Genomic DNA, 24,442 nt, shown 5'->3' with positions numbered 1-24,442 from the left:
GGTTGAACTCCTGATGTTGTTGTTGGAGGGAGTACTCAGTCCGGCAGGTTGAACGGGGTGACGATCTGCACCTGTGACGGCGCAATCGGCCCGGCCTTCCACAACCGGTGGTAATGCAGGATGTGCAGGAACACGTGGCGGGCATCGATCTGCAGGTTGTGGTCGATGATCGCGGCGATTTTTTCGTCCAGCAGCAGTTGGCGGTTTTCTTCGTCGAGGTCGTGGCCGATAAACACTTCCAGCGGGCGACCCAGGGCGGCGAAGGCGTCGACAATCGCACGGTTGCCGCCGCCGACGCTGTACACCGCCTTGAGGCCGGGATGCTGTTGCAGCGCCTGGGTGACCCGCTCGAAGGTGCGCGGGTACACGCCATAGCCGCCGCTGACGTCCAGCACCCGCAGGTGAGGGGCTCGCCCGCGCAGCCAGGCGCGAAAGCCCATCTCGCGCTCCTCCTCGCCCCGGAACAACTCGCTGCCGATCACCACCGCCACGTCCTGGGGCAACGCCGGCAGCCAGCGCGACATCAGGTAGGCGGCGGTCTGGCCGGCGGTGCGGTTGTCCATGCCGACGTAGCCGATGCGTTCGCTTTGCGGCAGGTCCGTCACCAAGGTCACCACCGGGATGCCCGCCGCGATCAGGTGCTTGACGGCCTGGTTCACCGCCGGTTCGTCGGCGGCCTTGAGCACCACGCCCTGGCTGCCGGTGTCGAGGCAGCGCAGCAACTGATCGTGCATGGCCTGGGGTTCGATTTCTTCGAACAGGTGAAAACGCGGGGCGATGCGAAACGGCGCGAGGCTGGCCAGTTGCGCGGTGATCGCCGCCTGCACTGCGGCGCTGAAACGCTGAGGGGTGTGCATGATCACGTCGACATGGAAGGTGCGCCCTACCGCCAGGCCGTTTTTCTCCTGGGATTCCAGTTCATCCAGCGCCTGCTCGATACGTCGGCGAGTCTGGGCGTGCACGCTGCCGCGCTGGTGCAGCACGCGGTCGACCGTGGCCTTGCTCACGCCCGCCTGGGTCGCGAGCTGCTTGATGGAGAAGTGTTTGGCGCGTTCGAGCATGGGTTTCGCCTGAGGTGTTTATGAGGTCTTTTTTAGGCGTTACTGAGGTTTTGCAATGCTAGTCTCAGTTTTGTCCGGCGTCGAGCCGGGCAATCAAAACAACAACAATCCAGGAGAACCCCATGCCTCGAGCCGACCTCGCCAGTACCTTCAACGGCCAATATTTTGTCGTCACCGGCAGCACCCAGGGCCTGGGCGCCGCCGTGGCCCACACCCTGGCGCGACGCGGCGCCGCCGGGCTGATCATTTGCGGGCGGCGCCGCGCCCAGGGCGAAGAACAGGTGCGGCAGTTGGCGCAGCTGGATTGCCAGGCGTTTTTTGTCGAGGCCGACCTTGAACAGGTCGAGGATTGCCGCGCGATCATCGACGCCGCGCGCACCCACTTCGGCACCTTGCATGGCCTGGTGAACTGCGCCGGGATGTCGGACCGCGGCACCATTGTCGACACCTCGCCGGAGCTGTTCGATCGGCTGATGGCGGTGAATGTGCGCGCGCCGTTTTTCCTGATGCAGGACGCGTTGAAATTGATGATCAGCCAGGGTGTGGAAGGCGCCGTGGTGAACATCCAGAGCATCACCGGGCATGGCGGGCAATCGTTCCTCAGTGCCTATGCGGCGTCCAAAGGTGCGCTGGCGATCCTGACCAGGAACGTGGCGTTCAGTGCGCTGCGCAACCGGATCCGCGTCAACGGCCTGAACATCGGCTGGATGGACACGCCCCATGAGGATCAGATCCAGCGCCAGTACCACGGCGCCCAGGACGGTTGGCTGGCTGAGGCTGAACGCGCGCAGCCGTTCGGTCGCCTGCTCAAGCCCGAAGAGGTGGCGCAAAGCGTGGCGTTCCTGCTGTCGCGCGAGTCGGGGATGATGACCGGCGCGGTGATCGACCTGGAGCAAGGCGTGGTCGGCTGCACCGACAGCGGCAGCCCGCAGCCCTTCAAGGCCCTGAGCCTGGGAGGTGAGTAATGTCGGCATTCGTGACACTGCAGGATGTGCGCATTGAGGATTTCAAGCGGATTTGCGCGCAACAGGCGCGTGCCGAGGACTATCCCCTGGCTGCGGAAGTGCTCGGCAACGTGCCGGTCTATCAGGCCCGCAGCTTGCGCAACAGCGACCGTCACACGGTGATGAATGAGCTGCACCGCTTGTTTCGCGATGGACCGGGCGTGATGGTGGTGCGCCGCGCCTATGAGGACCTGGAAGTGGTGGATCGCCACAGCCAGGTGTTCGAGGCGATCTTCGCCCAGGAGGCCGCCCAAGGCGTGGCCGCCGACCATTTTGCCAAGGCCGGCAGTAACGGGCGTATCTGGAATTCATTGCAGAAGGCGGCGCTGCAGTCGCCGCAATCCTTTGTGGAGTATTACGCCAACCCGCTGCTGGGGCTGATCGCCGAGGCGTGGCTGGGCCCGAGCTATCAGGTGACGGCGCAAGTGAACGTGGTGCACCCCGGCGGCCAGGCGCAACAGCCACACCGCGACTATCACCTGGGCTTCCAGACCACCGAGGTGGTGGAACGCTTTCCCCTGCCCTTGCATGTGCTGTCCCAGTACCTGACGTTGCAGGGCGCCGTGGCCCACTCGGCGATGCCGCTGGAAAGCGGCCCCACCCAGCTGCTGCCGTTTTCCCAGCAATACGCCCTGGGTTACCTGGCCTGGCGGCGCCCCGAATTTATCGAGCACTTCCAGCAGCACGCCGTGCAACTGGCGCTGGACAAGGGCGACCTGCTGTTTTTCAACCCGGCGTTGTTCCACGCCGCCGGCACCAACCGCACGACCGGCCACCAGCGCATGGCCAACCTGCTGCAAATCTCCTCGGCCTTCGGCAAGCCCATGGAAGCCCTCGACCGCGACCGCATGATGCTGGCGGTGTACCCGGCCCTGCTGGCCAACACGGCCCTGGATGCCCAGGCAATTGCAGCGGTGGTGGCCTGTACCGCCGACGGCTATGCCTTCCCCACCAACCTCGACACCGACCCACCTTTGCAGGGCCTGGCCCCGCAAACCGGGCAACAACTCATGCTGCAAGCCCTCGACGAACGCTGGGCGCATGAGGACTTCGCCGCGGCCGTGGCGCAACTGCGGGCCAAGCGCCAGGCGTGATGCTTTAACAACAACAAAAACAACGGAGCACAACCATGAAGAAGCAACTCCTTGCGGCACTCTTGACCCTCGCCATCACCCCCTGGGCGCTGGCCGATATACGGATCGGCGTGAGCATCGCCCAGGTCGACGACGTGTTTCTCGCGCAAATGCGTGACTACATGGCCGCCCACGCCAAGGAACTGCCCGGCGTGACCCTGCAATTCGAAGACGCCCAGGGCGACGTGGTGCGCCAGCTTAACCAGGTGCAGAACTTCACCGCCCAGGGCATGGACGCGATCATCGTCAACGCCGTAGACACCGCCGCCACCCAGAAAATGACGGTCAATGCCCAGCAGGCCAAGATCCCATTGGTGTACGTCAACCGCCGTCCCGAATTCAAGGAGGTGCCGCCGGGGGTGGGGTATGTCGGTTCGGATGAGATCAAGGCCGGTGAAATCCAGATGCGCTACCTGGCCGAGAAAATGGGCGGCAAAGGCAACCTGGCGATCATGCTCGGGCTGCTGTCCAACAACGCCACCCACAACCGCACGCAGGGGGTCAAGAACGTGCTCAAGGACTATCCGGGTATCAAGATCGTCGAGGAGCAGAGTGCCGAATGGCAGCGCAGCAAGGCGATTGACCTGATGAACAACTGGATCGTGTCCGGGCGCAAAATCGACGCCGTGGCGGCGAATGCCGATGAAATGGCGATTGGCGCGGCCATGGCGATCAGCCAGGCCGGCATGCAGCCCGGCAAGGATATTCTGGTGGCCGGCAGCGATGGCGGCGCGGCCGGGCTGGATGCGGTGAAGAAAGGCCAGTTGCTGGTGACGGCGTATCAGGACAACAAAGGGCAGGCAGTCGGCTCCATTGACCTGGCGGTGAAGATGGTCAAGAAACAGCCGTATGACGCCGAGCTGACCATTCCTTACCAGCAGATCACCAAGGACAACTACCAGGCATTCCTCAACCCATAAACGGTTGTCCTAATGCCAGTCAGTGAATCACCTTCGCTTAACTGAACGACGTTAGGGCTTGCCACAAAAACCGGGGGTGTCGCTGCGGCTCATCGCAATGCGTAAAGCACCATTGCACCCAGCCCGAACAGGCACGCCACCCCCAGCCCATACGCCAGCGTGCGCCACGGCTGCCATCCCGCCAGATACATCAGCGTATGGGCCATCCGCGCCAGGGTGAAACCAATGAACAACCAGGCAGTGGTCGCACCGGCAGTGCCCAGCGCCACACACAACCCACCGAGCACGAAGAACAGCGGGATATTCTCCAGGTCATTGGCCCAGGCCCTGGCCGCCCGACTCACCTGGGATAACTCCACGGGATGCGCAGCACGCTTGAAGACCGCCGCATCTTCGCGGTTGGTGAACGCCAGCCCGCGAAGCCGGAAAAATCCCTGATAGCAGGAAATGCCGAACATCTTCAGGCACAGCACCAGCACGCACAGGGCGTAGATGTGCAACAGCTCATTCATCCCGCGCGCCCTTCACGACGATGTAGAGCAACGGCCCCACCGACACGAACACCGCCGTCAGCAAGAAGTACGGCAGCACCGACGCCAGCGACCGCCCCCGCGACCGTGCATCCCGGTACATCCACACACAGGCCAGCACGGCCATCAGGTACAGGTCGATGACGACCTGCGCGGTGTCCGGGCGCGATATCAACTCTCGTCCGAAGGCCAGCAGCGATTGCTCGGCCGTGAGCAGCGTGAACAGGGTGTACAGCGAAAAGCCCAGCAGAGCGGCGAGGGCCAGGTAAGGTTTGTGCATGGTCGGCTCCTTGACGTGATCGAGGCTCACCCTAGTGATAAGGTTGCCCTCCTCGCAATGACCTCGGAGGTCATAGTCACGCCATGGATAACCCCGCTACTGCCGGCGAACACTTGCGCCAACTGCGTCGACACGCCAAATTGAGCCAGCTCGACCTGGCCTTGATCACCGGCATTTCCCAGCGCCATCTCAGTTGCCTCGAAACCGGCCGTGCCAAGCCGAGCCCAGGCACCCTGCACAACCTGCTCAGCGCCCTGGAAACACCCCTGGAGCAGTGCAACCGCGTGTTCCTCGCCGCCGGTTTTGCCCCGCGTTACGCCGCTACCCCGCTCGCGTCACCGGCCATGGCCGCAATTCGCGAGGCGGTCAGCCATGTCCTGCACGCCAACAACCCGGCCCCGGCGATCCTGCTGGGCAGCCACTGGGAAGTGCTGGCGGCGAATGCGAGTACCGGCGTGCTGTTGGCACTGGCGGGAGTCACACCGCCGCTGGAAGGCCTGAACCTGCTGACCACCCTGCTGCAACCCGGCGGCCTGGGCGACCACCTGGTCAACGCCGAAGAAATCCGCACCCTGGCCTGGCAACGGGCAAGCCGCGAGGCGCTGGACAACCCTGCGCTGGCCGCTCTCCTGGCGAGCCTGCCCGCCCCCGCCCACACCACGCCGCCGCCTGAAATGCCGCCACTGGTGTTGACCCGCGTGCATACCAGCCGGGGCGAGCTGAGCTTTCTGTCCACCTTCACCACCTTCGGCATGCCCCAGGACATCACCCTCGCCTCCCTGCGTATCGAGCATCTGATTCCCGCAGACGACGCCACCTGGCAGGTGATGCGTGCCGCCCATGGGGAAAATGCCGCACTGGTTTTGTGAAATATCTGTACGTAGACTGCCGCCATACCTCAACTTAAGGCGGCGAAGAAAACGTCATGCAAGTTACCGAAGTCTCCATTGCCCAATTGCGCGCGGCGCTCGAATCCGGCCAGACCACGGCCGTTGAACTGGTGCAGGCTTACCTCGCGCGGATCGATGCCTACGACGGTCCGCAGACCGCTACCGCACTCAACGCCGTCGTCGTGCGCAACCCCGACGCCCTGAAGGAAGCCGAGGCCTCCGATGCACGCCGGGCCAAGGGTGAAACCCTGGGGCCACTGGATGGCATTCCCTACACCGCCAAGGACAGCTACCTGGTCAAGGGGCTGACCGCCGCCTCCGGCAGCCCGGCCTTCGCCAAGCTGGTCGCCCAGCGCGATGCGTTCACCATCGAGCGCCTGCGCGCCGGCGGCGCCATCTGCCTGGGCAAGACCAACATGCCGCCGATGGCCAATGGCGGCATGCAGCGCGGCGTGTATGGCCGCGCGGAAAGCCCGTATAACGCCGACTACCTCACCGCGCCTTTCGCCTCCGGTTCATCCAACGGGGCCGGCACCGCCACCGCCGCCAGCTTTGCCGCCTTCGGCCTGGCGGAAGAAACCTGGTCCAGCGGGCGTGGCCCGGCGTCCAACAATGGCCTGTGCGCCTATACCCCGTCCCGCGGGGTGATTTCGGTGCGCGGCAACTGGCCGTTGACCCCGACCATGGACGTGGTGGTGCCCTACGCCCGCACCATGGCCGACCTGCTGGAAGTGCTCGACGTGGTAGTGGCTGAAGACCCGCACACCCGTGGCGACCTGTGGCGCCTGCAGCCGTGGGTGCCGATCCCCAGCGTCGCCTCGGTACGCCCGGCGTCTTACCCCGAATTGGCGGCTACAGCCGAATCCCTGGCCGGCAAACGCTTCGGCGTGCCGCGCATGTACATCAACGCCGACCCCGAGGCCGGCACCAGCGAGAAGCCCGGCATCGGCGGCCCCACCGGGCAGAAGATCAACACCCGCGCCAGCGTGATCGACTTATGGAAGGACGCACGCCAGGCCCTTGAAGCGGCCGGTGCAGAAGTCATCGAGGTGGATTTCCCACTGGTGTCCAACTGCGAAGGCGACCGCCCCGGCGCGCCGACCGTGTTTACCCGTGGCCTGGTGTCCAGGGAATTCCTGCACGATGAACTGTGGGAACTGTCGGCCTGGGCCTTCGATGATTTCCTGCGCGCCAACAACGACCCGGCCCTGAACCGCCTGGCCGATGTGGACGGGCCGAAGATCTTCCCCCACGACCCCGGCACCTTGCCCAACCGTGAAGACGACCTGGCCGCCGGCATGGACGAATACGTGCGCATGGCCGAGCGCGGCATCACCCCGTGGAACGAGATCAGCACCGTGCCCGATGGCCTGCGCGGCCTGGAGCAAACCCGGCGGATCGACCTGGAAGACTGGATGGATAAGCTCGGCCTCCACGCTGTGCTGTTCCCGACCGTGGCCGATGTGGGCCCGGCGGATGCCGACGTGAACGAAGCCAGTGCCGATATCGCCTGGAGCAATGGTGTGTGGGTGGCCAACGGCAACCTCGCCATCCGCCACCTGGGCGTGCCCACCGTTACCGTGCCCATGGGCGTGATGGCGGACATCGGCATGCCGGTCGGGCTGACCTTTGCCGGGCGCGCCTACGATGATTCGGCATTGCTGCGCTTTGCGGCGGCGTATGAAGCCACCGGCAGCAAACGCCTGATCCCGCCGCGCACGCCGCCGCTGGCGACAAACTAACTGATTCACTGTGGGAGGGGGCTTGCTCCCGATGAGGGAGTGTCAGTTGATGCATCTGTGGCTGACCCACTGCAATCGGGAGCAAGCCCCCTCTTACATTTGGAACTGCATATATCAGGTAGATCTCGGTCTGCTTTTACTCTGGCTTTTTCGGCCTTGGAGCCAACTGGAGTTGGGCTGGTGTACTCGGTAAAAAATGTGGGAGGGGGCTTGCCCCCGATGAGGGAGTGTCAGTTGATGCATCGGTGGCTGACCCACTGCAATCGGGAGCAAGCCCCCTCCCACCGTTCTAACCGCATTTCAAGTCAGGCCATGTAGGGCACGGCAATCAGCAGGATTGCCGTGCCATGGCAGGCCGTCGCCGCCAACACGCCATGACGCATGCGCACCAGTGCGCAGGCCAGCCCTTCGATCAGGGTAAACAGCAACACCGGCCAGCCCAGTTGAGTCACGCTCAAGGCCAGGAAGGCATGGCAGGCGGCAAACGCCACGCCACTGATCAGCGCCGCTCGCAGCGGTGTCACCTGCTGTTCAAGGTAGCCCTGCAAAAACCCGCGAAACAACACTTCCTCCAGCGCATTGGCGCCATAGGCCAACACCACCATGCCCGGCAGCCATACCCAGTAGCCGGGGATCGCGTGCGGCTCTATCCCTTGATAGAGCCGCAACGGCACACCGATCAGGCAACCGACCGCAAGCCCCACCGCCAGGCCCAGGGCGCGGTGGCCCCTGGTCCATACCACCAGACGCCACAACTCCGGCGCCACCCGGGCCAACCCTACGACCAGCAGCACCGACAGGCCACCCAGCGCCGCCAAGACAAAGGCATTCGCGGTGAAGGCGATTTGCACCTCGTCACTGAGCGCCCACATGCCCAGGGGCGTCATCGCATCGCGCATCAGCACGAACGCCGCGAGCAGAATCAGGATGCGCATGGCCGGCAACGACGTGGGCGTCAACCCGAACCACAGGCCAAACAGCAGCAAGCCCGGCGCCAGGTGCAGGCCATAGTTGAGCAGGACGACCAGACCTTGGCTGACCATCAGTCGTGCGCGACCGCGACCATGTCGATCTCCACCGCCGCCGACTTCGGCAGTTGCATCACCCCCACCGACGTGCGCGAATGCACCCCGGCACCGCCGAGGATCTCGTGCAACAGGTCCGAGGCGCCGTTGGCCACTTCACTCTGCTGATCGAAGTCCTCGGCGCTGCGTACATACACGGTGATACGCGGGATAGCCTTGACCCGGTCCAGCGAACCGAGCGCCTGCTTGAGCAGGCCCAGGCAGCGCAATGCACTGATGCCGGCGGCGATCTGGGCCTGGGCCAGGGTCAGGGTGTCACCGACTTTACCCGGCAGCATGATCGTGTCGCCGACGCGAGGGATCTGCCCGCTGATGTACAGCTGGTTACCGTCGCGCACCAGCGGCGTGTAGTTGCCGCCGACTTTGAATTCATCCAATTGATAGCCGAGGCGTTTTTGCACGGCTTGGTATTTTTCATCGGGCGTCATGGGCGTGCTTCCTCGTTGCGTCGTTGCCACTCATCCACCACGTCGCCCATCGTCTTGGGTGTTGCGTTGCGAATCCACGCCATGAAAGGCCGGTCGAACTTGAACCCCGGCCCACAGTGTTCAAGCATGAAGCGGCGCACGTTCTGGGTATTTTTATAGTGTGGGGTCACGGGAGTGGCGCGGGTGATGGGTTCGCTGTGCCAGTCAACATCCATTTTGTCTCTCCGGAGATCTGGGGGTCGGGCAGTAGCATAGCGATGTGCTACTTGCACCGGAAGCGAGGTTTAAGCCAAACGAGGTGTTGAGACATCGTATAAGAAACCCAGATGTCCACACCCCTTGAAACACCAATCCTTTCGAGATATTTCAAATTTTTCTTTCCTTCCCTGGGGAAAATATTGCATGGTTGTACGATGACTTGACGAGTCATATCCGCCCCCAACAACAATAAGGAAACATCCATGCAAAACGTCAAAGTGCTGATCGGTTTTCTGTGCCTGTTCAGCGGCTATGTGGCCGCCGCCCCTGCCGCCGACAAAGACGTCGCCCAAGCGGTCGACCACCTCACCCAGGCCATGCTGCATAAAGACCTCAAGCAGCTCCAGAGCCTGACCGCCGAGAACCTCACCTACGGCCACTCCAGCGGCAAGATCCAGAACAAGCAGGAATTCATCGCCGACATCGAGACCGGACGCAGCGGCTTCAAGACCCTGGAAATGCAGAAACAGACCATCACCCTGAGTGGCGATACCGCCCTGGTACGCAACCACTTCTCCGCCCTGGCGGTGAACAGCGGCAAGGAAGTGCCCACCGAAATCGAGAACTTCCAGATCTGGCAAAAACAGAAAGGCCACTGGCTGCTGATCGGGCGCCAGGCGTTTAAATTCTGATGGCTAGCGGTGGGCCATCGGGCTCACCACTGCACCACCTTGCGCACCTTCAGCAACGCCTCGCGCAGCGCCGGCATGTCCACCGAGCCCAAGGCCAGGCGCAACGCATGGGGCACGTGGGCCGAAACGGCGAAGGGCTCGGCGGTGGAGACGGAAATACCGTCGCGCTGCAAGGTCATGGCGACTTGATCGGCGCGGGCCTCTTCCGCCAGGGGTAGCCACAAGAAATACGATGACGGGTGGCTGGTGTAGGCAAGCCCCTTGAGCACCTGCGCGGCCAAGGCTTGCCGCGCCTGCGCATCCTGGCGCTTTTGTGCTTCAAGTTGCGCCACCGTGCCATCCTCGAGCCAGGCCACCGCAATCGCACTCATCACCCCCGGGACGTTCCAGGTGGTGGCCATGATGGTGCGCTCCAGTGCTTTGACCCAACCCGACGGGGCAGCGATAAACCCCACGCGCAGGCCGGTCGCGACACTTTTCGACAGCCCGCCCACGTAGACCGTGCGCTCCGGCGCCAATCTGGCCACGGGCAGCGGCGCGTCCTCGGCCAGGAACGCGTAGGCCGCGTCCTCGATGATCATCAGGTTGTGCTCACGGGCAATCGCCACCAACTGCTCGCGCTGCGCCAGGCTCAGCACCCAGCCCAACGGGTTATGCAGGGTCGGCATGCTGTACACGGCACGCACCGGACGCTTGCGACACAGGCTGTGCAGGTGGTCCAGGTCCGGGCCGTCGGCGGTGACCGGAATGGCGACAATTTCCAGGTGCAGGGTCTCGGCCAGCACCTTGAACCCCGAATACGTCAAGGCGTCGACGGCGATCACATCACCGGGCTTGAGCAAGGCCATCATGGTCACGGCCAACCCGTGCTGGGCGCCGCTGACCACCAGCACCTGTTCGGCCTCGACCGTCAGCCCTCGGCTCAACAGGTGCCGCGCGACAGCCGCGCGCTCATGCAGGCGACCGGCGTGGGGCTGGTAACGCAGCAGCGCGTCGAGGTCGCCGGACAGTGCCAACTGGCGCAATGCGGTGCGCAGCAAGTCGGCCTGGCCCGGCAAGGACGGGTAGTTGAAGTTCAGATCGAGCATGCCCGCCGCCACACTCATCTGCCCGCTGCCCTGCCCCGGCGGCAGCGAGATTTCGCGCACAAAGGTGCCGCGGCCCGTTTCGCCACTGACCAGGCCCATGGCCTCCAACTCGGCGTACACCCGGCTCGCGGTGACCAACGCCAGGCCATGCTCGGCGGCCAGTTGGCGGTGCGTCGGCAGTCGCGTGCCGGGGGGCATGCTGCCTGAGCGAATGGCCTCGGCGAAGCTGTCGACCAACGACTTGTAGCGGGCACGGGGCATAAGCGATGTATCCATGACAATTTTTTGATTGTCTTTATCTTCAACCCTAGGATGCCTGCCACGCAACTCCTCCTTTCGGACGCCCCTTATGGAACGTACAGCTCCCCTCAGCAACCTCGACACCCGCACCCAAGGCTGGATCAACGGTTTTATCGGCGTGGTGATCTTCAGCGGCTCGCTGCCGGCCACGCGCCTGGCGGTGATGGAATTCGACCCGGTGTTCCTGACCATGATCCGCGCCGCCATTGCCGCGCTGCTGGGGCTGGCCTTGCTGGGGCTGTTCAAGGAGAAACGCCCCGCGCGCCAGCAATGGATGCCCCTGGCCATCGTCGCCCTCGGCGTGGTGATCGGCTTTCCGTTACTCACCGCGCTGGCCCTGCAATACGTGACCTCCGCGCACTCCATCGTCTTCATCGGCCTGCTGCCGCTGGCGACCGCCGTGTTTGCTGTACTGCGTGGCGGCGAGCGTCCACGCCCGGTGTTCTGGCTGTTTTCGATCCTCGGCAGTCTGCTGGTGATGGGATACGCCTTCGCCCAGGGCTTGAGCGCCGCACCGGCGGGTGACGTACTGATGCTGCTGGCGGTGCTGGTGTGCGGCCTGGGGTATGCCGAAGGCGCCAAACTGTCGCGCAGCCTGGGCGGCTGGCAGGTGATCTGTTGGGCGCTGGTGATGTCGTTGCCGGTGGTGGTGCCGTTGAGCCTGGTGCTGGCGCCGTCGAGCGTCAGCGGCATCAGCCTGCCGGCCTGGCTGAGCCTGGGCTATGTGTCGCTGTTCAGCATGCTGATCGGCTTTGTGTTCTGGTATCGCGGCCTGGCCCAGGGCGGCATCGCCGCCGTCGGCCAATTGCAACTGCTGCAACCGTTCTTCGGCCTGGCGCTGGCAGCGGGCTTGCTGCATGAACAGGTCAGCCTGGGCATGCTGCTGGTGACGGTCGCGGTGATCGGCTGCGTGGCCGGGGCCAAGCGCTTCGCGCGCTAACGCTGGGGCGCGACCATCTTGAACTTGATGTTGATGTCGTCGGACACCACGCTGTTGCCGGCCCATTCGCCTTCGCCGATCCTGAAGTCGCCGCGCCTGAGGATGAACTCACCGTCGAACACGCCAATGCCATCCAGCTCCTTGAGCACCACCTTGACCGCTACCGGGCGCGTGGTGCCCTTGATCGTCAGGTTGCCGCTGATGTTGAAGCGGTTATCCCCCAGGGCCTTGACAGCGGTGGACTCATACACGCCCACCGGATAGGTCGCGGTATCGAACCACGAGGCCCGTTGCAGCTCGTCGTTGGCATCGGGGCTGCCGGCATCGATACTCGCCAGCTGGATCTTGAGCAAGGCATGTCCGCTTTCGGGCTTTTGCGTGTCAAAGCTCAGCGTGCCTTCGAAGTCGCCGAAGGTGCCATACACCCGCTGCCCCAACTGCTTATAGGTAAAACTGATCTGGCTGGCGGTGCGATTGACGTCGGTGTACTCCGCCGCCTGGGAACAGCCGATAGCACCCAGGACCAGGACCAACGGGAGAATTCGACGCTTCATGCCACGCTCCGCAAAAAAAGGATGTATTCCCATCAGGTGCCTGTCCTGCTAAACAGATTAGCCGCTCACAACAATAAGGACGCTGCATGCCCACCCCTTCTCTACAGGACATCACCGCGCCGGAAGGCATCTGCTACGGCTGCGGCGGCAGTAACCCCCATGGCTTGCATATCAAGAGCCGCTGGGATGCCGATGGTGTCCATCTCATCGCCGAACATCGCCCCGAGGCAAAATACAGCGGCTGGCCCGATCTGGTCTACGGCGGCCTGATCGCCATGCTGGTGGACTGCCATTCCAACTGGACCGCCATGGCCTACCACTACCGTGCCGAACAGCGCGAACCCGGCAGCCTGCCGCGCATCGACTGCGTCACCGGCAACCTGGCGATCAAATTCATCAAGCCGACCCCCATGGGCGTGCCGCTCACCTTGCGTGCGCGGGTCGAGGGCGACGTGGGTCGCAAAAGCCGCGTGGTCTGCGAGGTGTACGCCGGCGAGGTGCTCACGGCCATCGGCGATTCGCTGTTCGTGCGCGTCGACACCCGCGAACTGGCTGCGGCCGCCCATGGCCGTGACGGCTGATCCTGGTCTACATTGACTGGCACCGCTAATCGAGGACCGAACCGATGACTCGTCTCACCGCGAAAGACTTTGCCCCCGAACTGCTGGAACTCTACGACGGCTACGCCCACGGCAAGCTCAACCGCCGCGAATTTCTCGACCGCGCGGCGCTGTTCACCTTTGGCGGCCTGACCGCCTCGGCCCTGCTGGCGGCCCTGAGCCCCAACTATGCCCTGGCCGAACAGGTGAAATTCACCGACCCGGACATCGTTGCCGACTACATCACCTACCCCTCGCCCAAGGGCAACGGCACCGTGCGTGGCTACCTGGTGCGCCCGGCCAAGGCCACCGGCAAGCTGCCGGCCGTGGTGGTGGTCCACGAAAACCGTGGCCTCAACCCCTACATCGAAGACGTCGCCCGGCGCCTGGCCAAAGCCGGGTTTATCGCCCTCGCGCCGGACGGCCTGACCTCGGTGGGCGGCTATCCCGGCAACGATGAAAAAGGCGTGGCGCTGCAACAGACAGTCGACCCGACCAAGCTGATGAACGACTTCTTCGCCGCCATCGAATGGCTGATGCACCACGACAGCAGCACCGGCAAGGTCGGCATCACCGGCTTCTGCTATGGCGGCGGCGTGACCAATGCGGCGGCGGTGGCTTACCCGGAACTGGGCGCGGCGGTGTCGTTCTATGGGCGCCAGCCGGAAGCCAAGGACGTGCCGCGCATCAAGGCACCGATCATGCTGCATTACGGCGAGCTGGATACGCGGATCAACGAGGGGTGGCCGGCGTATGAAAAGGCCCTGAAGGCCGCCGGCACGACTTATGAAGCGTACATCTACAAGGGCGCCAACCATGGCTTCCATAACGATTCGACACCGCGTTATGACGAGGCCGCGGCGAATCTGGCATGGGAAAGGACACTCGGTTGGTTCCACAAATACCTGGCCTAAGTGCAGTCCAAATGTGGGAGGGGGCTTGCCCCCGATTGCGGTGTATCAGCAACCATTGAGGTGACTGACCCGCCGCTATCGGGGGCAAGCCCCCTCCCACATTGACCATCACCACATTCCAGATCAGTGTTCCAGCGCATACCGGCGGCAATGGTTGAGGTAGCCCTGCTCATGACTGCCCACCAACTGCACCACGCTGGTCCATAACCACGACGGCGCATCCAATTGCCTGGTGCGGTTTTCCTGCAGCACCGCCATCCAGCCCTTGCGCGTCGCCCGGTCCATCTGCCGGGCATGGGCGATACCGACCACCCGCGCCAGGTAACCGGCGGCGTGCATGGCATCGAGTTCACTCAGTTCGTCCAGTTCCAGCTTCATGTCCTGGGGCAACAGTTCGCGGATGAAAAAGCCATGGTCCAGAAACCGTGTCGCCACCATGCGTTCACCCAGGCCCGGCGACAGCTGGCGGGCGCCCTCCACCACTCGGCGGCCGTTGTCCCTGGGCATCTTCGCCCGTGCCGCGCGCGGTGCGGCGGCGCCGACGGCTTCCTTGATATCGATCAGGCAGTATTCCTCATCGTCCTTGTCGCCCACCCCCAGCAAGACGGCGTAGCGCAGCAGGCCGAGGGAGCTGCAGCCCTTGACCCAGTAAGCCGAATCCAGCAGTTGGACCTTGGCGTCCTTGGGGCGGCCCTTGAGCGAGGTGACCAACTGATGGATGTCATCCGACGCGCAGACGCTTTCCAGCGCACTTTTTTCTGCCCGCGACAGCGACCAGAAATGCTTGCCCAGCGGGATCGTCGGCCGCACGTTGTCGATGCGCTCACGGGCCAGGCTTTTCCAGGTGCGCTCGACGGCGCTGCGCATCCCCGCCTTGACCTGGGACGGACGCGGCGGTACCTCGTCGGGCTTGTCCTTGAACGCCTGTTCATAGCCCACCATCATTTCTTCAAGCATGCGCGCGGTGGTCACGCCCGGCAGGTCCGAACCGCGCGCGGCGGTGGCCAGGGACAGCGCCAGGCGCACCAGGTCGTGGGCCGGGTTGCCGATCACGGCCTGGTCAAGGTCGCGGATATGCATATCGATGCGGCCCTTGTTGTCGCCGGTAGGCCCCAGGTTGCCCGCGTGGCAGTCGCCGCAGATCCAGATCGCCGGGCCTTGAGGCAGACGCCTGCCCATCTGGCTGTGCAGCCACTCGTAGAATTGCACGGTGCTGCCGCGCACATACGCGTGGGCGGAGCGTGCCATCTTCAAATTGCGCAGTTGGGTGAGGTGTGGCATGCGAGCGGAGGGGCGCGGTGTTTTCATGGAATAACTCAGTGCAGGTGTAGCGGTAGAACGCCGGCCCTAAGCAAATGTTTCATTATGTTTCAAAAATAAACTCAGACCCGCCCACTCTCCTCCAGCAACCATGCCTTGAAGGCCTGCATGGCCGAGGTTTCGGCCCGCGACTGCAGGCGCGTCAGCCAGTAGCTGCCGGTGCTGATGCCGACGTCGAAGGGCTGGCGAATCACATCACTCTCGAGTTGCCGCGAGAACATCATCGCCGGCGCCAGCGCCACGCCGCTGCCTTGCAGCGCAGCCTCCATCATCGCCAGCGACGAGTCGAACACGATGCTGCGCGGTACCAGGGTGTCGGCGGGCAGCCCGGCGGCCTGAAGCCACAGGCTCCACTCATCCGCGCGGTAGGAGCGCAATAGCGTGTGTTTCAACAGGTCGGCCGGCGTGTGCAACTGCGCGGCGAGTGACGGCACACACAGTACGGTCAGCGGCGCTTCCAGCAACTCCAGCGCATCCGTGCCGTGCCAGGCACCGGCACCGAAACGGATCGCGTAATCCAGGCCTTCGGCAGCCACGTCGACGCGGTTGTTGTGGGTGGACAGGCGCAGGTCGATGAACGGGTAGCGGCTCTGGAAGTCCGGCAGACGTGGCAGCAGCCAGCCGACGGCAAAGGTGCCGACCGCGCCCACGGTGAGTACCTCGCGGTAATGCCCGCCCTCGAACTGACCCAAGGTGTGGGCAATACGGTCGAACGACTCGCGCACCACCGGCAGCAGGGTTTCGCCCTCGCGGGTGAGCATCAACCCGCGGGGCAGGCGCTTGAACAAGGTGACAGTGAGCTGCGCCTCCAGGCTCTTGACCTGATGGCTGACCGCCGCCTGGGTCACGCATAACTCGATGGCAGCGCGGGTAAAGCTCAGATGCCGGGCGGCCGCTTCGAAGGCGCGCAAGGCGTTCAACGGTAAGTGGGAGCGGAGCATATTGACCCCAATATTTCTAATGACTGCTGCGAGATATCATCGTTTGCCCAGGACCGGCGAACGGCCTACATTTGCCTCGCCCGCGCAGGCCCTTCATTCAATCGATCATTCTCATGGAAGCGTTATCATGCCCCAACATTTACTGTCTGGCGTGCGTAATTTCACCGCCCTCGCGGTGTTTATCGCCGCCGGCAACTGCCTGGCGGCCACCGACCTGCAGGCGGTGGTGGATGCCAATGTAAAACCGCTGATGCAGCAGCAGTCAATTAACGGCCTGGTGGTCGGCGTGGTGCGGGCCGGCAAGGCGCAATACTTTAACTACGGCGTCGCCGCCACCGACACTCGCCAGCCGGTCAGCGAAAACACCCTGTTCGAAGTGGGCTCAGTGAGCAAGACCTTCACCGCGACCCTGGCCGGTTACGCGGTAGCCAGCGGCAAACTCACGCTTTCCGACCCGGCCAGCCATTACCTGCCGGCACTGGGCGGCGGCACGTTCGACCACATCAGCGTGCTCAACCTCGGCACCTACACCGCCGGCGGCTTGCCCCTGCAATTCCCCGCCAACGCGGATAACAGCCAGCGCATGATCAGCTACTTCCAGCATTGGCAACCCGACTTCGCCCCTGGCACCCAGCGCCTGTATTCCAACCCGAGCCTGGGGTTGTTCGGCTACCTGGCGGCGCAGAGCCTCAAGCAGCCGTTCGCTCAGGCGATGGAAAAGACCCTGTTGCCCGCGCTCGGGCTCAAGCACACCTTCATCAAGGTGCCGCAGAGCCAGATGAGCCTGTACGCCCAGGGCTATGGCAAAGATGGCAAACCGGTACGCGTCGGCCCCGGCGCCCTGGACAGCGAGGCCTACGGCATCAAGACAAGCGCTGCGGACTTGTTGAAGTACGTTGACGCGAACATGCGCCCGGCAACGCTGGATAAAACCCTGCAGCAGGCGATCAGCGTGACTCACACGGGTTACTACAACGTGGAGGGCATGACCCAGGGCCTGGGCTGGGAAATGTACCCCTACCCCATCCCGCTCGATAGGTTGATGGCCGGCAACTCCACACCCATGGCAATGGAACCGCACACGGTCAACTGGCTGACCCCGCCCCAGGCGCCCCACGCCGACACCCTGGTGAACAAGACCGGCTCCACCAATGGGTTTGGCGCCTACGTGGCGTACGTGCCGAGCAAGGGAGTGGGCGTGGTGATATTGGCGAACAAGAACTACCCGAATGCCGAACGGGTAAAGGTCGCCCATGCAATCTTGAGTGCGCTGGACCACTAACGGTGGAGGGGCCGGTGCGACGATTCGACTGGCCCCCTCCCACCTGTTGACCCGCGCTACATCCCCAGCCAATGCGGCAAGGCCAGCGAGATAAACGGCAAGTACGTGACCATGATCAGGAACACCAACAGGATCATCAGCCACGGCAACGCCGCACGAATGGTCTGCCCCAGCGTCAACCCGGTCACCGCCGAGGTCACGAACAGATTCAGCCCCACCGGTGGGTGCACCAGGCCGATTTCCATATTGACCACCATCACGATGCCCAGGTGAATCGGGTCGATGCCCAGCTTCATGGCGATCGGGAAGAAGATCGGCGCCAGGATCAGCACGATGGCCGAAGGCTCCATGAAACTGCCGGCGATCAGCAGCACCACGTTGACCATGATCAAAAAGCCAATCGGCGTGAGGCCCTCGGACAGCACCCAGGCGGTGATTTCCTGGGGGATCTGCTCGGTGGTCAGCACATGGGCGAAGAGCATGGCATTGGCGATGATAAACATCAGCATGATCGCCAGGCGCCCGGACTCCAGCAGCACCTTGGGGCAGTCGCGCAGCTTCATGTCCTTGTAGACGAACAACGCCACAAAGGCCGAGTACACGGCCGCCACCGCCGCCGCTTCGGTGGGGGTGAACATGCCGCTGTAGATGCCGCCGAGGATGATCACCAGCAGCAACAGGCCCCAGAAGGCGCGGCGCGCACAGCTCAGCCACTCACGAAACGTCGCCCGTGGCTGGGCCGGCAGCTTCTTGATGCGCGCGACAATGTAGATCGCCACCATCAGCATCAGGCCCAGCAGCAAGCCCGGGATCACCCCGGCCATGAACAGCTTGCCCACCGAGGTTTCCGTCGCCGCCGAGTACACCACCATCACGATCGACGGCGGAATCAGGATGCCCAGGGTGCCGGCGTTGCAGATGATCCCCGCGCCGAATTCCTTCGGGTAACCGGAGCGCACCATGCCCGCCACCGCAATCGAACCCACCGCCGCCACCGTCGCCGGGGATGAGCCGGACAGCGCCGCAAACAGCATGCACGCCAGTACCGCCGCAATCGCCAGGCCGCCACGGATATGCCCGACACAGGCGTTGGCAAAGTCGATCAGCCGCTGCGCCACGCCGCCGGTGGTCATGAACGCACCAGAGAGCAGGAAGAACGGGATCGCCAGGAAGGTATAGGCGTCGGAGGTTTCGAACAGCTTGATCGCCAGGGAACTGACCGAGTCCGGGCTGAACATCAGGATCGACACCGCGCCCGACAAACCCAGCGCGATGGCAATCGGCACGCCGAGGAACATGAACACGAACAACAGCAGGAACAGACAGAGCACGGCCATCAGTGACGCTCCCCATGGCTGCCGGCCAACTTGCTGGCCTCACCGGCCTCGTCGGCCAGCCCCAACCCGACCTGACGGCGGGTAAAGATGCGGTAGAAAATTTCCAGGTAGCGGATAAACACCAGGGCAAAACCGATGGGCACGATGATCACGATGTCACCCACGTCGATGCCGAACTTATCGAGGTCTTCGGCGCCGATATGGGCGGTCATCACCGCGCTGACCCACTTGTAGCTGGCGACCATGAACAGCCCGGCATAGGCCAGGCAGCACAGGCAGGCGAGCATGCCCAGCACGCGTTGCACCGGACGCCGGGTCAGCTTGACCAGCGCGTCCACCCCCAGGTGCCCGGCGGTGCGCACCCCATAGGAAATGCCGAAGAAAATCAGCCAGCCGAACATGGCCTTGGTCAGCGCCACGCTCCAGGTCATGTCCTGGGCCCAGGTCATGGTGCCGTCGCCCAGGGCGCTGAAGAAGTTGCTGCTGAAGGCCCACTTGTCGGCCAGGGCAAAGAACAGCGTGTAGATGTTGTTGAGCATGACGTAGACGAATGTCACAAGGGTCATGGCCGCCAGCAGGAAGGCAATAAAGCCTTCCTCCAGGTGCTCCCAGACGCGCCTTAGCGTTTGCATGGCAAAACCTCGCGAAAGCAAAATGAGATGTCAGGGCGGAAACCGGCCTTAGTGGTTGGCGGCATCCGCCGCCTTGATCAGATCAGCCCCGATGTCCCCTTCGAACTTCTGCCATACCGGGCGCATCGCGTCGCGCCACAGCTGGCGTTGCTCGGGGGTCAGCTCGATGATTTCGCTGGTCCTGGCGTCGATGATCTTCTGCCTGGCCGACTGGTTCAGGGCTTCGGCCTGTTTGTTCACCTCGACGGTGACCTCGACCATGACCTGCTCCAGGGTGCCGCGGATGTCCGGCGGCAGGCCGTTCCAGAAGGTGGCATTGGTGATGACCATGTAGTCGATCAGGCCATGGTTGGATTCGGTGAAGTACTTCTGCACTTCGTTGACCTTCTGGCTTTCATAGTTCGACCAGGTGTTCTCGGTGCCATTCACGGTGCCGGTCTGCAAGCCCTGGTACACCTCGGCAAAGCTCATCTTGCGCGGGTTGGCGCGGATCGCCTTGAACTGTTCCTCCAGCACGCTGGAGGCCTGCACGCGGAATTTCAGGCCACGGGCGTCCTTGGGTTCATGCAGCGCCTTGTTGGCGGAGAGTTGCTTGAGGCCGTTGTGCCAATAAGCCAGGCCGAGGATGTTCTTGTTCTGCATCGAGGTCAGCAGTTGCTTGCCCTCGGCGGCCTGGAAGCGGTCGACGGCGGCCAGGTCGTTGAACAGGAACGGCAGGTCATAGATCTGCACTTGCCGGGTGTATTGCTCGAACTTGGCCAGGGATGGCGCCAGCATCTGCACGTCGCCCAGCAGCAGCGCTTCCATTTCCTTGCCGTCACCGAACAGTGACGAGTTGGGGTACACCTCGACCTTGACCTTGCCCGGCAAGCGTTCTTCGGCGAGCTTCTTGAACAGCAACGCGCCCTGGCCCTTGGGGGTGTTTTCAGCGACCACGTGGGCGAACTTGATCACGATCGGGTCCGCCGCCTGGGCCAGGCCTGCGGCAAACAAGGTGGCGGCGCAGAACAGCGCCCGAGAAAGCTTGAGCATGGAAATCACCTTCTTATTGTTGTGGTTAGGGCAAGGTGCCTGATATGACGCGTGTAGTGAATTTCGAATTTTTGATACCTGCGTTCGGCCACGCCGAACACCAACCTCAAGAAAAATGCAGTTCCCCCGGCCACATTTGATTCGGCTCCGTCAGCTATGACTGTGCGAGCAACCGCTGCGCCCGCAACAACACCGGCGCATCCACCATCTGCCCATCAATCTGGTAAGCCCCCGCCCCGTGCGCCCCGGCGTCCACCACCCGCTGCGCCCAGGCCAGGTCTGCGGCGCTGGGCGCCAACGCTTCATGGATCACCGCCACCTGCCTGGGATGGATACACAACGCGCCGGCAAAGCCCATTTCATAGGCATGCCGGATCGAACGGCGCAGGCCGTCGGGGTCGTCGATGGCCGGGTGCACGCCATCCAGTGGCGCCACCAGGCCAGCCGCGCGGGAGTGCACGATCAGCGCCAGGCGTGCCTGGTCGAGGGCGAACTGCGCGGCCGGGGAGTTGCTGCTCAGGTTGAGGTCCAGCGCCAGGTCCAGGCCGCCGAATGACAGACGTTCGACCTGCGGCGCCTGGGCGATGTCGGCCAGCGCCAGCAAGCCGCGGGCGCTTTCGATAATCGGCCAGATCAGCTTGCCCGCCGTGGCGACCACCGCCACCTGGGCCGCACTTTCCACTTTCGGCAGGAGTACACCCGCCACGTTGGCGTAGGCTTTGCAAAACGCCACATCGTCGAAATGCCCGGCATGTTCCGGCGCATTGATGCGCACCCACACCCGGGCCTGCGGGTGACTTTGCAGGAACGCCCCGAGGTTATCCCGCGCCTGGCGCTTGAGCGGCTCTTCCACCGCGTCTTCGAAATCCACGATCACGGCGTCGGCGCCACTGGCCAGCGCCTTGGCAAAGCGTTCCGGTCGGCTGCCGGGAACAAACAGCGCAGAGCGCACAAGAGGATTTGGCATAACGGACTTCCTTATTAGATAACGCCGCGCGCACGCAGGCTGTCGATGGCATCGCCGGAGTAACCGAGCTGCTCGAGGATGCCCTGGCTGTGCTGCCCCAGCGCCGGTACGGCGTCCATGCGCGGGGTAAACGCCCCGTTGCGCGCCGGCGGCAGCAGCGACGGCAGCGGGCCGGCAGGGCTTGCGACTTCACGCCAACTGTCGCGGGCCTTGAGCTGCGGGTGGTCCCACACGCCTTGCATATCGTTGACGCGGGCGCTGGCGATCTGCGCGTCCTCCAGGCGCTGGATCACGGCCTCGGCATCCAGTTGGGCAAAGCTGTCGACGATGATCTGGCGCAGCGCCTCGCGGTTGGCCGAGCGCTTGAAGTTGGCGCTGAAGCGCTCATCCGTCGCCAGCCCAGGCGTGAGCAGGACCTTGTCGCAGAACGCCGCCCATTCGCGCTCATTCTGCAAACCGAGCATCACCGTGCCGCCATCGCCGGTGGGAAACGGCCCGTAGGGGTAGATGGTCGAATGCGCCGCGCCGGCACGCGGCGGCGGCGGCGCACCGTCGAAGGCGTAGTACATCGGGTAGCCCATCCATTCCACCAGGCTTTCGAGCATGCTCACGTCGATGCGGCTGCCCTGCCCCGTCTTGCCGCGCAGCAGCAGCGCGGAAAGGATGCCGCTGTAGGCGTACATGCCGGCGGAGATGTCGGCGATGGAGCAACCGGCCTTGGCCATCTGCTCGTCACCCGGGCCACCGGTCACCGACAGAAAGCCGCCCTCGCTCTGGATCAGCAGGTCATAGGCTTTCTTTTTCTCGTAGGGCCCGCCTTCGCCATAGCCGGAAATGTCGCAGACGATCAGCCGTGGAAAGCGTGCATGCAGCGCCTCGAACGACAGGCCCATGCGCGCCGCCGCGCCCGGTGCAAGGTTCTGCACCAGCACATCGGCCTCCGCCAGCAGGCTGTCGAGGATGGCGTCGGCTTCGTCCTGCTTGAGGTCCAGGGTGAGGCTTTCCTTGGAGCGGTTGGTCCACACGAAATGCGAGGCCAGGCCACGCACGCGCTCATCGTAGCCACGGGCGAAGTCACCGGCACCGGGGCGTTCGATCTTGATCACGCGGGCGCCGAGGTCGGCCAGTTGACGGGTGCAAAAGGGCGCGGCGATCGCGTGTTCCAGGCTGACAACGGTGATGCCGTCCAGCGGTCGTGGGTCAGTCATGACAGTTCCTCAGAGCCAGTGGGCCATGGACGCGGCGTTGCGCACATCCCAGACCTTGGCGATCAATGTGTCGGCCTGGGCCGGTGTGCGGGCGCTACTGAACCGGGCGAGGCGCTGGAATTTATCCGCCAGCTCTGCACGGCTCAGGCTGTTCCCCGGGTCGCCCTTGGGCTCGTCGATGGCGCCGTGCAGGGTGCGGCCGTCAACCGTGGTGACGGTGACGCGGCCGAGCCAGCGCTGCGGGTAGGCGCCATCGACCTCGGGGTCGAGGGTCATGCTGACCCTGTCGCGAAAGGCGGCGACGGCGGGATCGGTCAACGCGTACTCATGGAACTCGGTGAGCCCGGCCTTGCCATGCACGGCGATCAACCCCAGCACGGTGCCCATGGAGAACTTGGCCTGATGCACGCTGGTCGGCACGCTTACCCGCCCCAGCACATCGATGGCGCCTTGGTGCACACGGGTTTCCACACCGGCGACATCGACGGCCTCCAGGCCTTCGCGTTGCATCAACGCCAGCAACGCATCGGCGGCCGGATGGGTATGGCGGCACGACGCGTGGAACTTGAACGAGGTCTCCAGCAGCGCCCAACGGCTGCCAAGGCCAGCCGACAACTTGCTCGGCTCGGCATCCGTGGACATGCCCGCCGCCAGGCCCTGGTCGCCTTCGAGGATATTGCGCGCACCGGTCAGGCCATCCGCTGTCAGGTACGCGGCGAGCAAACCGTCCGCGGCCGCCTTGGCCGTGTGCAGTTGCTTGGAGTCGGCGGCATCGCGCAGGAATTCCCACAGCCCGGCGGCCTGGGTGCCGGCGCTGCCAAGCAGATGGGTGAACTGGTCCTGATTGAAACCCAGCAACTTGCCCACCGCCACGGCCGCCGCCAGGGTGCCCACCGTGGCCGTGGTGTGGAAGATGCGGTAGTGGGAGCGCCCCATGAATTCGCCGATGCGGATCCCGGCCTCGTAGCCGGCCACCGAGGCCAGCAACAAGTCACGGCCGGATTTACCGAGGTCCTGGGCGGCGGCCAAGGCAGCGGGAAACACCACGGTGGCCGGGTGCAGCACCGAGCTGTTGTGCAGGTCATCCTGTTCCACCAGGTGGGACGAGGCGCCGTTGACCAGCGCGGCGAAATACGCGCTGCTGCCGGTGCCATTGACGATCACCTGGGCCGGGCCGCTGCTCGGGCCCATCCTCTGGGCATAGCGCTCGAACAATGGGATCGGGTGCGCGCCCTGGCTGGCCAACGCGGACGCCAGCCAATCCAGGTACAGGTCTTCGGTGCGCGCCAGCACGGGTTCGGGCAACTGCTCGTAGGCCAGGTCGGCCAGGAACCGACACAGGGCTTGGGTATGGCTCATGGGCAG

General features: G+C 64.0%; 26 protein-coding genes. 10 read left to right on the top strand and 16 right to left on the bottom strand.

Annotation, left to right across the window (positions count from 1 at the left end; genetic code table 11):
- Positions 1-35: 35 nt before the first annotated feature.
- Entirely contained in the window at positions 36-1,061 is a 1,026-nt protein-coding gene (locus C8K58_RS02710; RefSeq protein WP_027608509.1) for a LacI family DNA-binding transcriptional regulator, read from the bottom strand.
- Between the two features lie 122 nt (positions 1,062-1,183).
- On the opposite strand from C8K58_RS02710, the gene C8K58_RS02705 reads away from it, so the two are divergent.
- Genes C8K58_RS02705 through C8K58_RS02695 form a run of 3 tightly spaced genes read left to right on the top strand, consistent with a single transcriptional unit; the run spans position 1,184 to position 4,118 of the window.
- Positions 1,184-2,026: an SDR family oxidoreductase gene (locus tag C8K58_RS02705; protein ID WP_108572921.1), complete on the top strand. Its 843-nt coding sequence runs from the start codon at positions 1,184-1,186 to the stop codon at positions 2,024-2,026.
- Positions 2,026-3,159: a phytanoyl-CoA dioxygenase family protein gene (locus tag C8K58_RS02700; protein ID WP_108572919.1), complete on the top strand. Its 1,134-nt coding sequence runs from the start codon at positions 2,026-2,028 to the stop codon at positions 3,157-3,159. The genes C8K58_RS02705 and C8K58_RS02700 overlap by 1 nt, the downstream gene beginning before the upstream one ends.
- Positions 3,160-3,194: 35 nt before the next feature.
- Entirely contained in the window at positions 3,195-4,118 is a 924-nt protein-coding gene (locus C8K58_RS02695) for a sugar ABC transporter substrate-binding protein (RefSeq protein WP_108572917.1), read from the top strand.
- An 89-nt stretch (positions 4,119-4,207) separates the two neighbouring features.
- Here C8K58_RS02695 and C8K58_RS02690 read toward each other — a convergent pair whose 3' ends face one another.
- Both C8K58_RS02690 and C8K58_RS02685 read right to left on the bottom strand, forming a co-directional pair.
- Positions 4,208-4,630, bottom strand: a complete 423-nt coding sequence (locus C8K58_RS02690; protein WP_092356914.1) for an MAPEG family protein — start codon at positions 4,628-4,630, stop codon at positions 4,208-4,210.
- Entirely contained in the window at positions 4,623-4,928 is a 306-nt protein-coding gene (locus tag C8K58_RS02685) for a DUF2834 domain-containing protein (protein ID WP_092356911.1), read from the bottom strand. The genes C8K58_RS02690 and C8K58_RS02685 overlap by 8 nt, the downstream gene beginning before the upstream one ends.
- Positions 4,929-5,011: 83 nt before the next feature.
- Here C8K58_RS02685 and C8K58_RS02680 point away from each other — a divergent pair, with 83 nt between their 5' ends.
- Positions 5,012-5,797: a helix-turn-helix domain-containing protein gene (locus C8K58_RS02680; protein WP_092356908.1), complete on the top strand. Its 786-nt coding sequence runs from the start codon at positions 5,012-5,014 to the stop codon at positions 5,795-5,797.
- Between the two features lie 56 nt (positions 5,798-5,853).
- A complete protein-coding gene (locus tag C8K58_RS02675) occupies positions 5,854-7,560 on the top strand; it encodes an amidase (protein WP_092356905.1) in 1,707 nt (568 codons plus the stop codon).
- 305 nt (positions 7,561-7,865) lie between these two features.
- Here the strand turns inward: C8K58_RS02675 and C8K58_RS02670 are convergent, their stop codons facing one another.
- From C8K58_RS02670 to C8K58_RS02660, 3 genes are read right to left on the bottom strand one after another with little or no spacing between them, the layout of a single operon-like run.
- Positions 7,866-8,603 carry a CPBP family intramembrane glutamic endopeptidase gene (locus C8K58_RS02670; RefSeq protein WP_027608517.1) on the bottom strand — a complete coding sequence of 246 codons (738 nt, stop codon included), beginning with the start codon at positions 8,601-8,603 and terminating at the stop codon, positions 7,866-7,868.
- Positions 8,603-9,073: a RidA family protein gene (locus C8K58_RS02665; protein ID WP_098479340.1), complete on the bottom strand. Its 471-nt coding sequence runs from the start codon at positions 9,071-9,073 to the stop codon at positions 8,603-8,605. The genes C8K58_RS02670 and C8K58_RS02665 overlap by 1 nt, the downstream gene beginning before the upstream one ends.
- Positions 9,070-9,288: a DUF6434 domain-containing protein gene (locus C8K58_RS02660; RefSeq protein ID WP_098479339.1), complete on the bottom strand. Its 219-nt coding sequence runs from the start codon at positions 9,286-9,288 to the stop codon at positions 9,070-9,072. The genes C8K58_RS02665 and C8K58_RS02660 overlap by 4 nt, the downstream gene beginning before the upstream one ends.
- A gap of 246 nt (positions 9,289-9,534) precedes the next feature.
- Between C8K58_RS02660 and C8K58_RS02655 the strand changes: the two genes are divergently transcribed.
- Positions 9,535-9,963 carry a nuclear transport factor 2 family protein gene (locus C8K58_RS02655; protein WP_024075865.1) on the top strand — a complete coding sequence of 143 codons (429 nt, stop codon included), beginning with the start codon at positions 9,535-9,537 and terminating at the stop codon, positions 9,961-9,963.
- Between the two features lie 23 nt (positions 9,964-9,986).
- Here C8K58_RS02655 and C8K58_RS02650 read toward each other — a convergent pair whose 3' ends face one another.
- Positions 9,987-11,312: a PLP-dependent aminotransferase family protein gene (locus tag C8K58_RS02650; RefSeq protein ID WP_108572915.1), complete on the bottom strand. Its 1,326-nt coding sequence runs from the start codon at positions 11,310-11,312 to the stop codon at positions 9,987-9,989.
- A gap of 88 nt (positions 11,313-11,400) precedes the next feature.
- On the opposite strand from C8K58_RS02650, the gene C8K58_RS02645 reads away from it, so the two are divergent.
- Positions 11,401-12,291 (top strand): DMT family transporter, encoded by an 891-nt coding sequence (locus tag C8K58_RS02645; protein WP_108572913.1) that lies wholly within the window; start codon positions 11,401-11,403, stop codon positions 12,289-12,291.
- On the opposite strand, the gene C8K58_RS02640 is transcribed toward C8K58_RS02645, so the two are convergent.
- Positions 12,288-12,845 (bottom strand): YceI family protein, encoded by a 558-nt coding sequence (locus tag C8K58_RS02640; RefSeq protein WP_108572911.1) that lies wholly within the window; start codon positions 12,843-12,845, stop codon positions 12,288-12,290. The genes C8K58_RS02645 and C8K58_RS02640 overlap by 4 nt on opposite strands.
- Positions 12,846-12,931: 86 nt before the next feature.
- Here C8K58_RS02640 and C8K58_RS02635 point away from each other — a divergent pair, with 86 nt between their 5' ends.
- Together C8K58_RS02635 and yghX are read left to right on the top strand one after the other, a co-directional pair.
- Positions 12,932-13,426 (top strand): PaaI family thioesterase, encoded by a 495-nt coding sequence (locus tag C8K58_RS02635; RefSeq protein ID WP_027608523.1) that lies wholly within the window; start codon positions 12,932-12,934, stop codon positions 13,424-13,426.
- A 44-nt stretch (positions 13,427-13,470) separates the two neighbouring features.
- Positions 13,471-14,358 (top strand): YghX family hydrolase, encoded by an 888-nt coding sequence (yghX, locus tag C8K58_RS02630; protein ID WP_098479335.1) that lies wholly within the window; start codon positions 13,471-13,473, stop codon positions 14,356-14,358.
- A 123-nt stretch (positions 14,359-14,481) separates the two neighbouring features.
- Here the strand turns inward: yghX and C8K58_RS02625 are convergent, their stop codons facing one another.
- Together C8K58_RS02625 and C8K58_RS02620 are read right to left on the bottom strand one after the other, a co-directional pair.
- Positions 14,482-15,666, bottom strand: a complete 1,185-nt coding sequence (locus C8K58_RS02625; RefSeq protein WP_108572909.1) for a DUF2252 family protein — start codon at positions 15,664-15,666, stop codon at positions 14,482-14,484.
- A gap of 74 nt (positions 15,667-15,740) precedes the next feature.
- Positions 15,741-16,619, bottom strand: coding sequence for a LysR family transcriptional regulator (locus tag C8K58_RS02620; RefSeq protein ID WP_092356884.1), 879 nt, complete (start codon positions 16,617-16,619; stop codon positions 15,741-15,743).
- Between the two features lie 127 nt (positions 16,620-16,746).
- Between C8K58_RS02620 and ampC the strand changes: the two genes are divergently transcribed.
- Entirely contained in the window at positions 16,747-17,901 is a 1,155-nt protein-coding gene (gene ampC, locus C8K58_RS02615; protein WP_108572907.1) for a class C beta-lactamase, read from the top strand.
- Positions 17,902-17,957: 56 nt separating this feature from the next.
- Here ampC and dctM read toward each other — a convergent pair whose 3' ends face one another.
- From dctM to C8K58_RS02585, 6 genes are all read right to left on the bottom strand, one after another.
- A complete protein-coding gene (gene dctM, locus C8K58_RS02610; RefSeq protein ID WP_027608528.1) occupies positions 17,958-19,238 on the bottom strand; it encodes a C4-dicarboxylate TRAP transporter large permease protein DctM in 1,281 nt (426 codons plus the stop codon).
- A complete protein-coding gene (locus C8K58_RS02605; protein ID WP_027608529.1) occupies positions 19,238-19,870 on the bottom strand; it encodes a TRAP transporter small permease in 633 nt (210 codons plus the stop codon). Before C8K58_RS02605 ends, dctM begins: the two co-directional genes overlap by 1 nt.
- Before the next feature lie 48 nt (positions 19,871-19,918).
- Entirely contained in the window at positions 19,919-20,902 is a 984-nt protein-coding gene (locus C8K58_RS02600) for a TRAP transporter substrate-binding protein (RefSeq protein ID WP_027608530.1), read from the bottom strand.
- 154 nt (positions 20,903-21,056) lie between these two features.
- Entirely contained in the window at positions 21,057-21,869 is an 813-nt protein-coding gene (locus tag C8K58_RS02595) for a CoA ester lyase (protein WP_027608531.1), read from the bottom strand.
- A 14-nt stretch (positions 21,870-21,883) separates the two neighbouring features.
- A complete protein-coding gene (locus C8K58_RS02590) occupies positions 21,884-23,077 on the bottom strand; it encodes a CaiB/BaiF CoA-transferase family protein (RefSeq protein ID WP_108572905.1) in 1,194 nt (397 codons plus the stop codon).
- 9 nt (positions 23,078-23,086) lie between these two features.
- Entirely contained in the window at positions 23,087-24,436 is a 1,350-nt protein-coding gene (locus tag C8K58_RS02585) for an MmgE/PrpD family protein (RefSeq protein ID WP_108572903.1), read from the bottom strand.
- Positions 24,437-24,442 lie beyond the last annotated feature (6 nt).

Origin of the sequence: Pseudomonas sp. GV047, assembly GCF_003058245.1 — a bacterium.
Classification (GTDB): Bacteria; Pseudomonadota; Gammaproteobacteria; order Pseudomonadales; family Pseudomonadaceae; genus Aquipseudomonas; species Aquipseudomonas marginalis.
The sequence above is the reverse complement of the archived record's forward strand: the minus strand, read 5'-3'. Positions and strand labels throughout refer to the sequence as shown.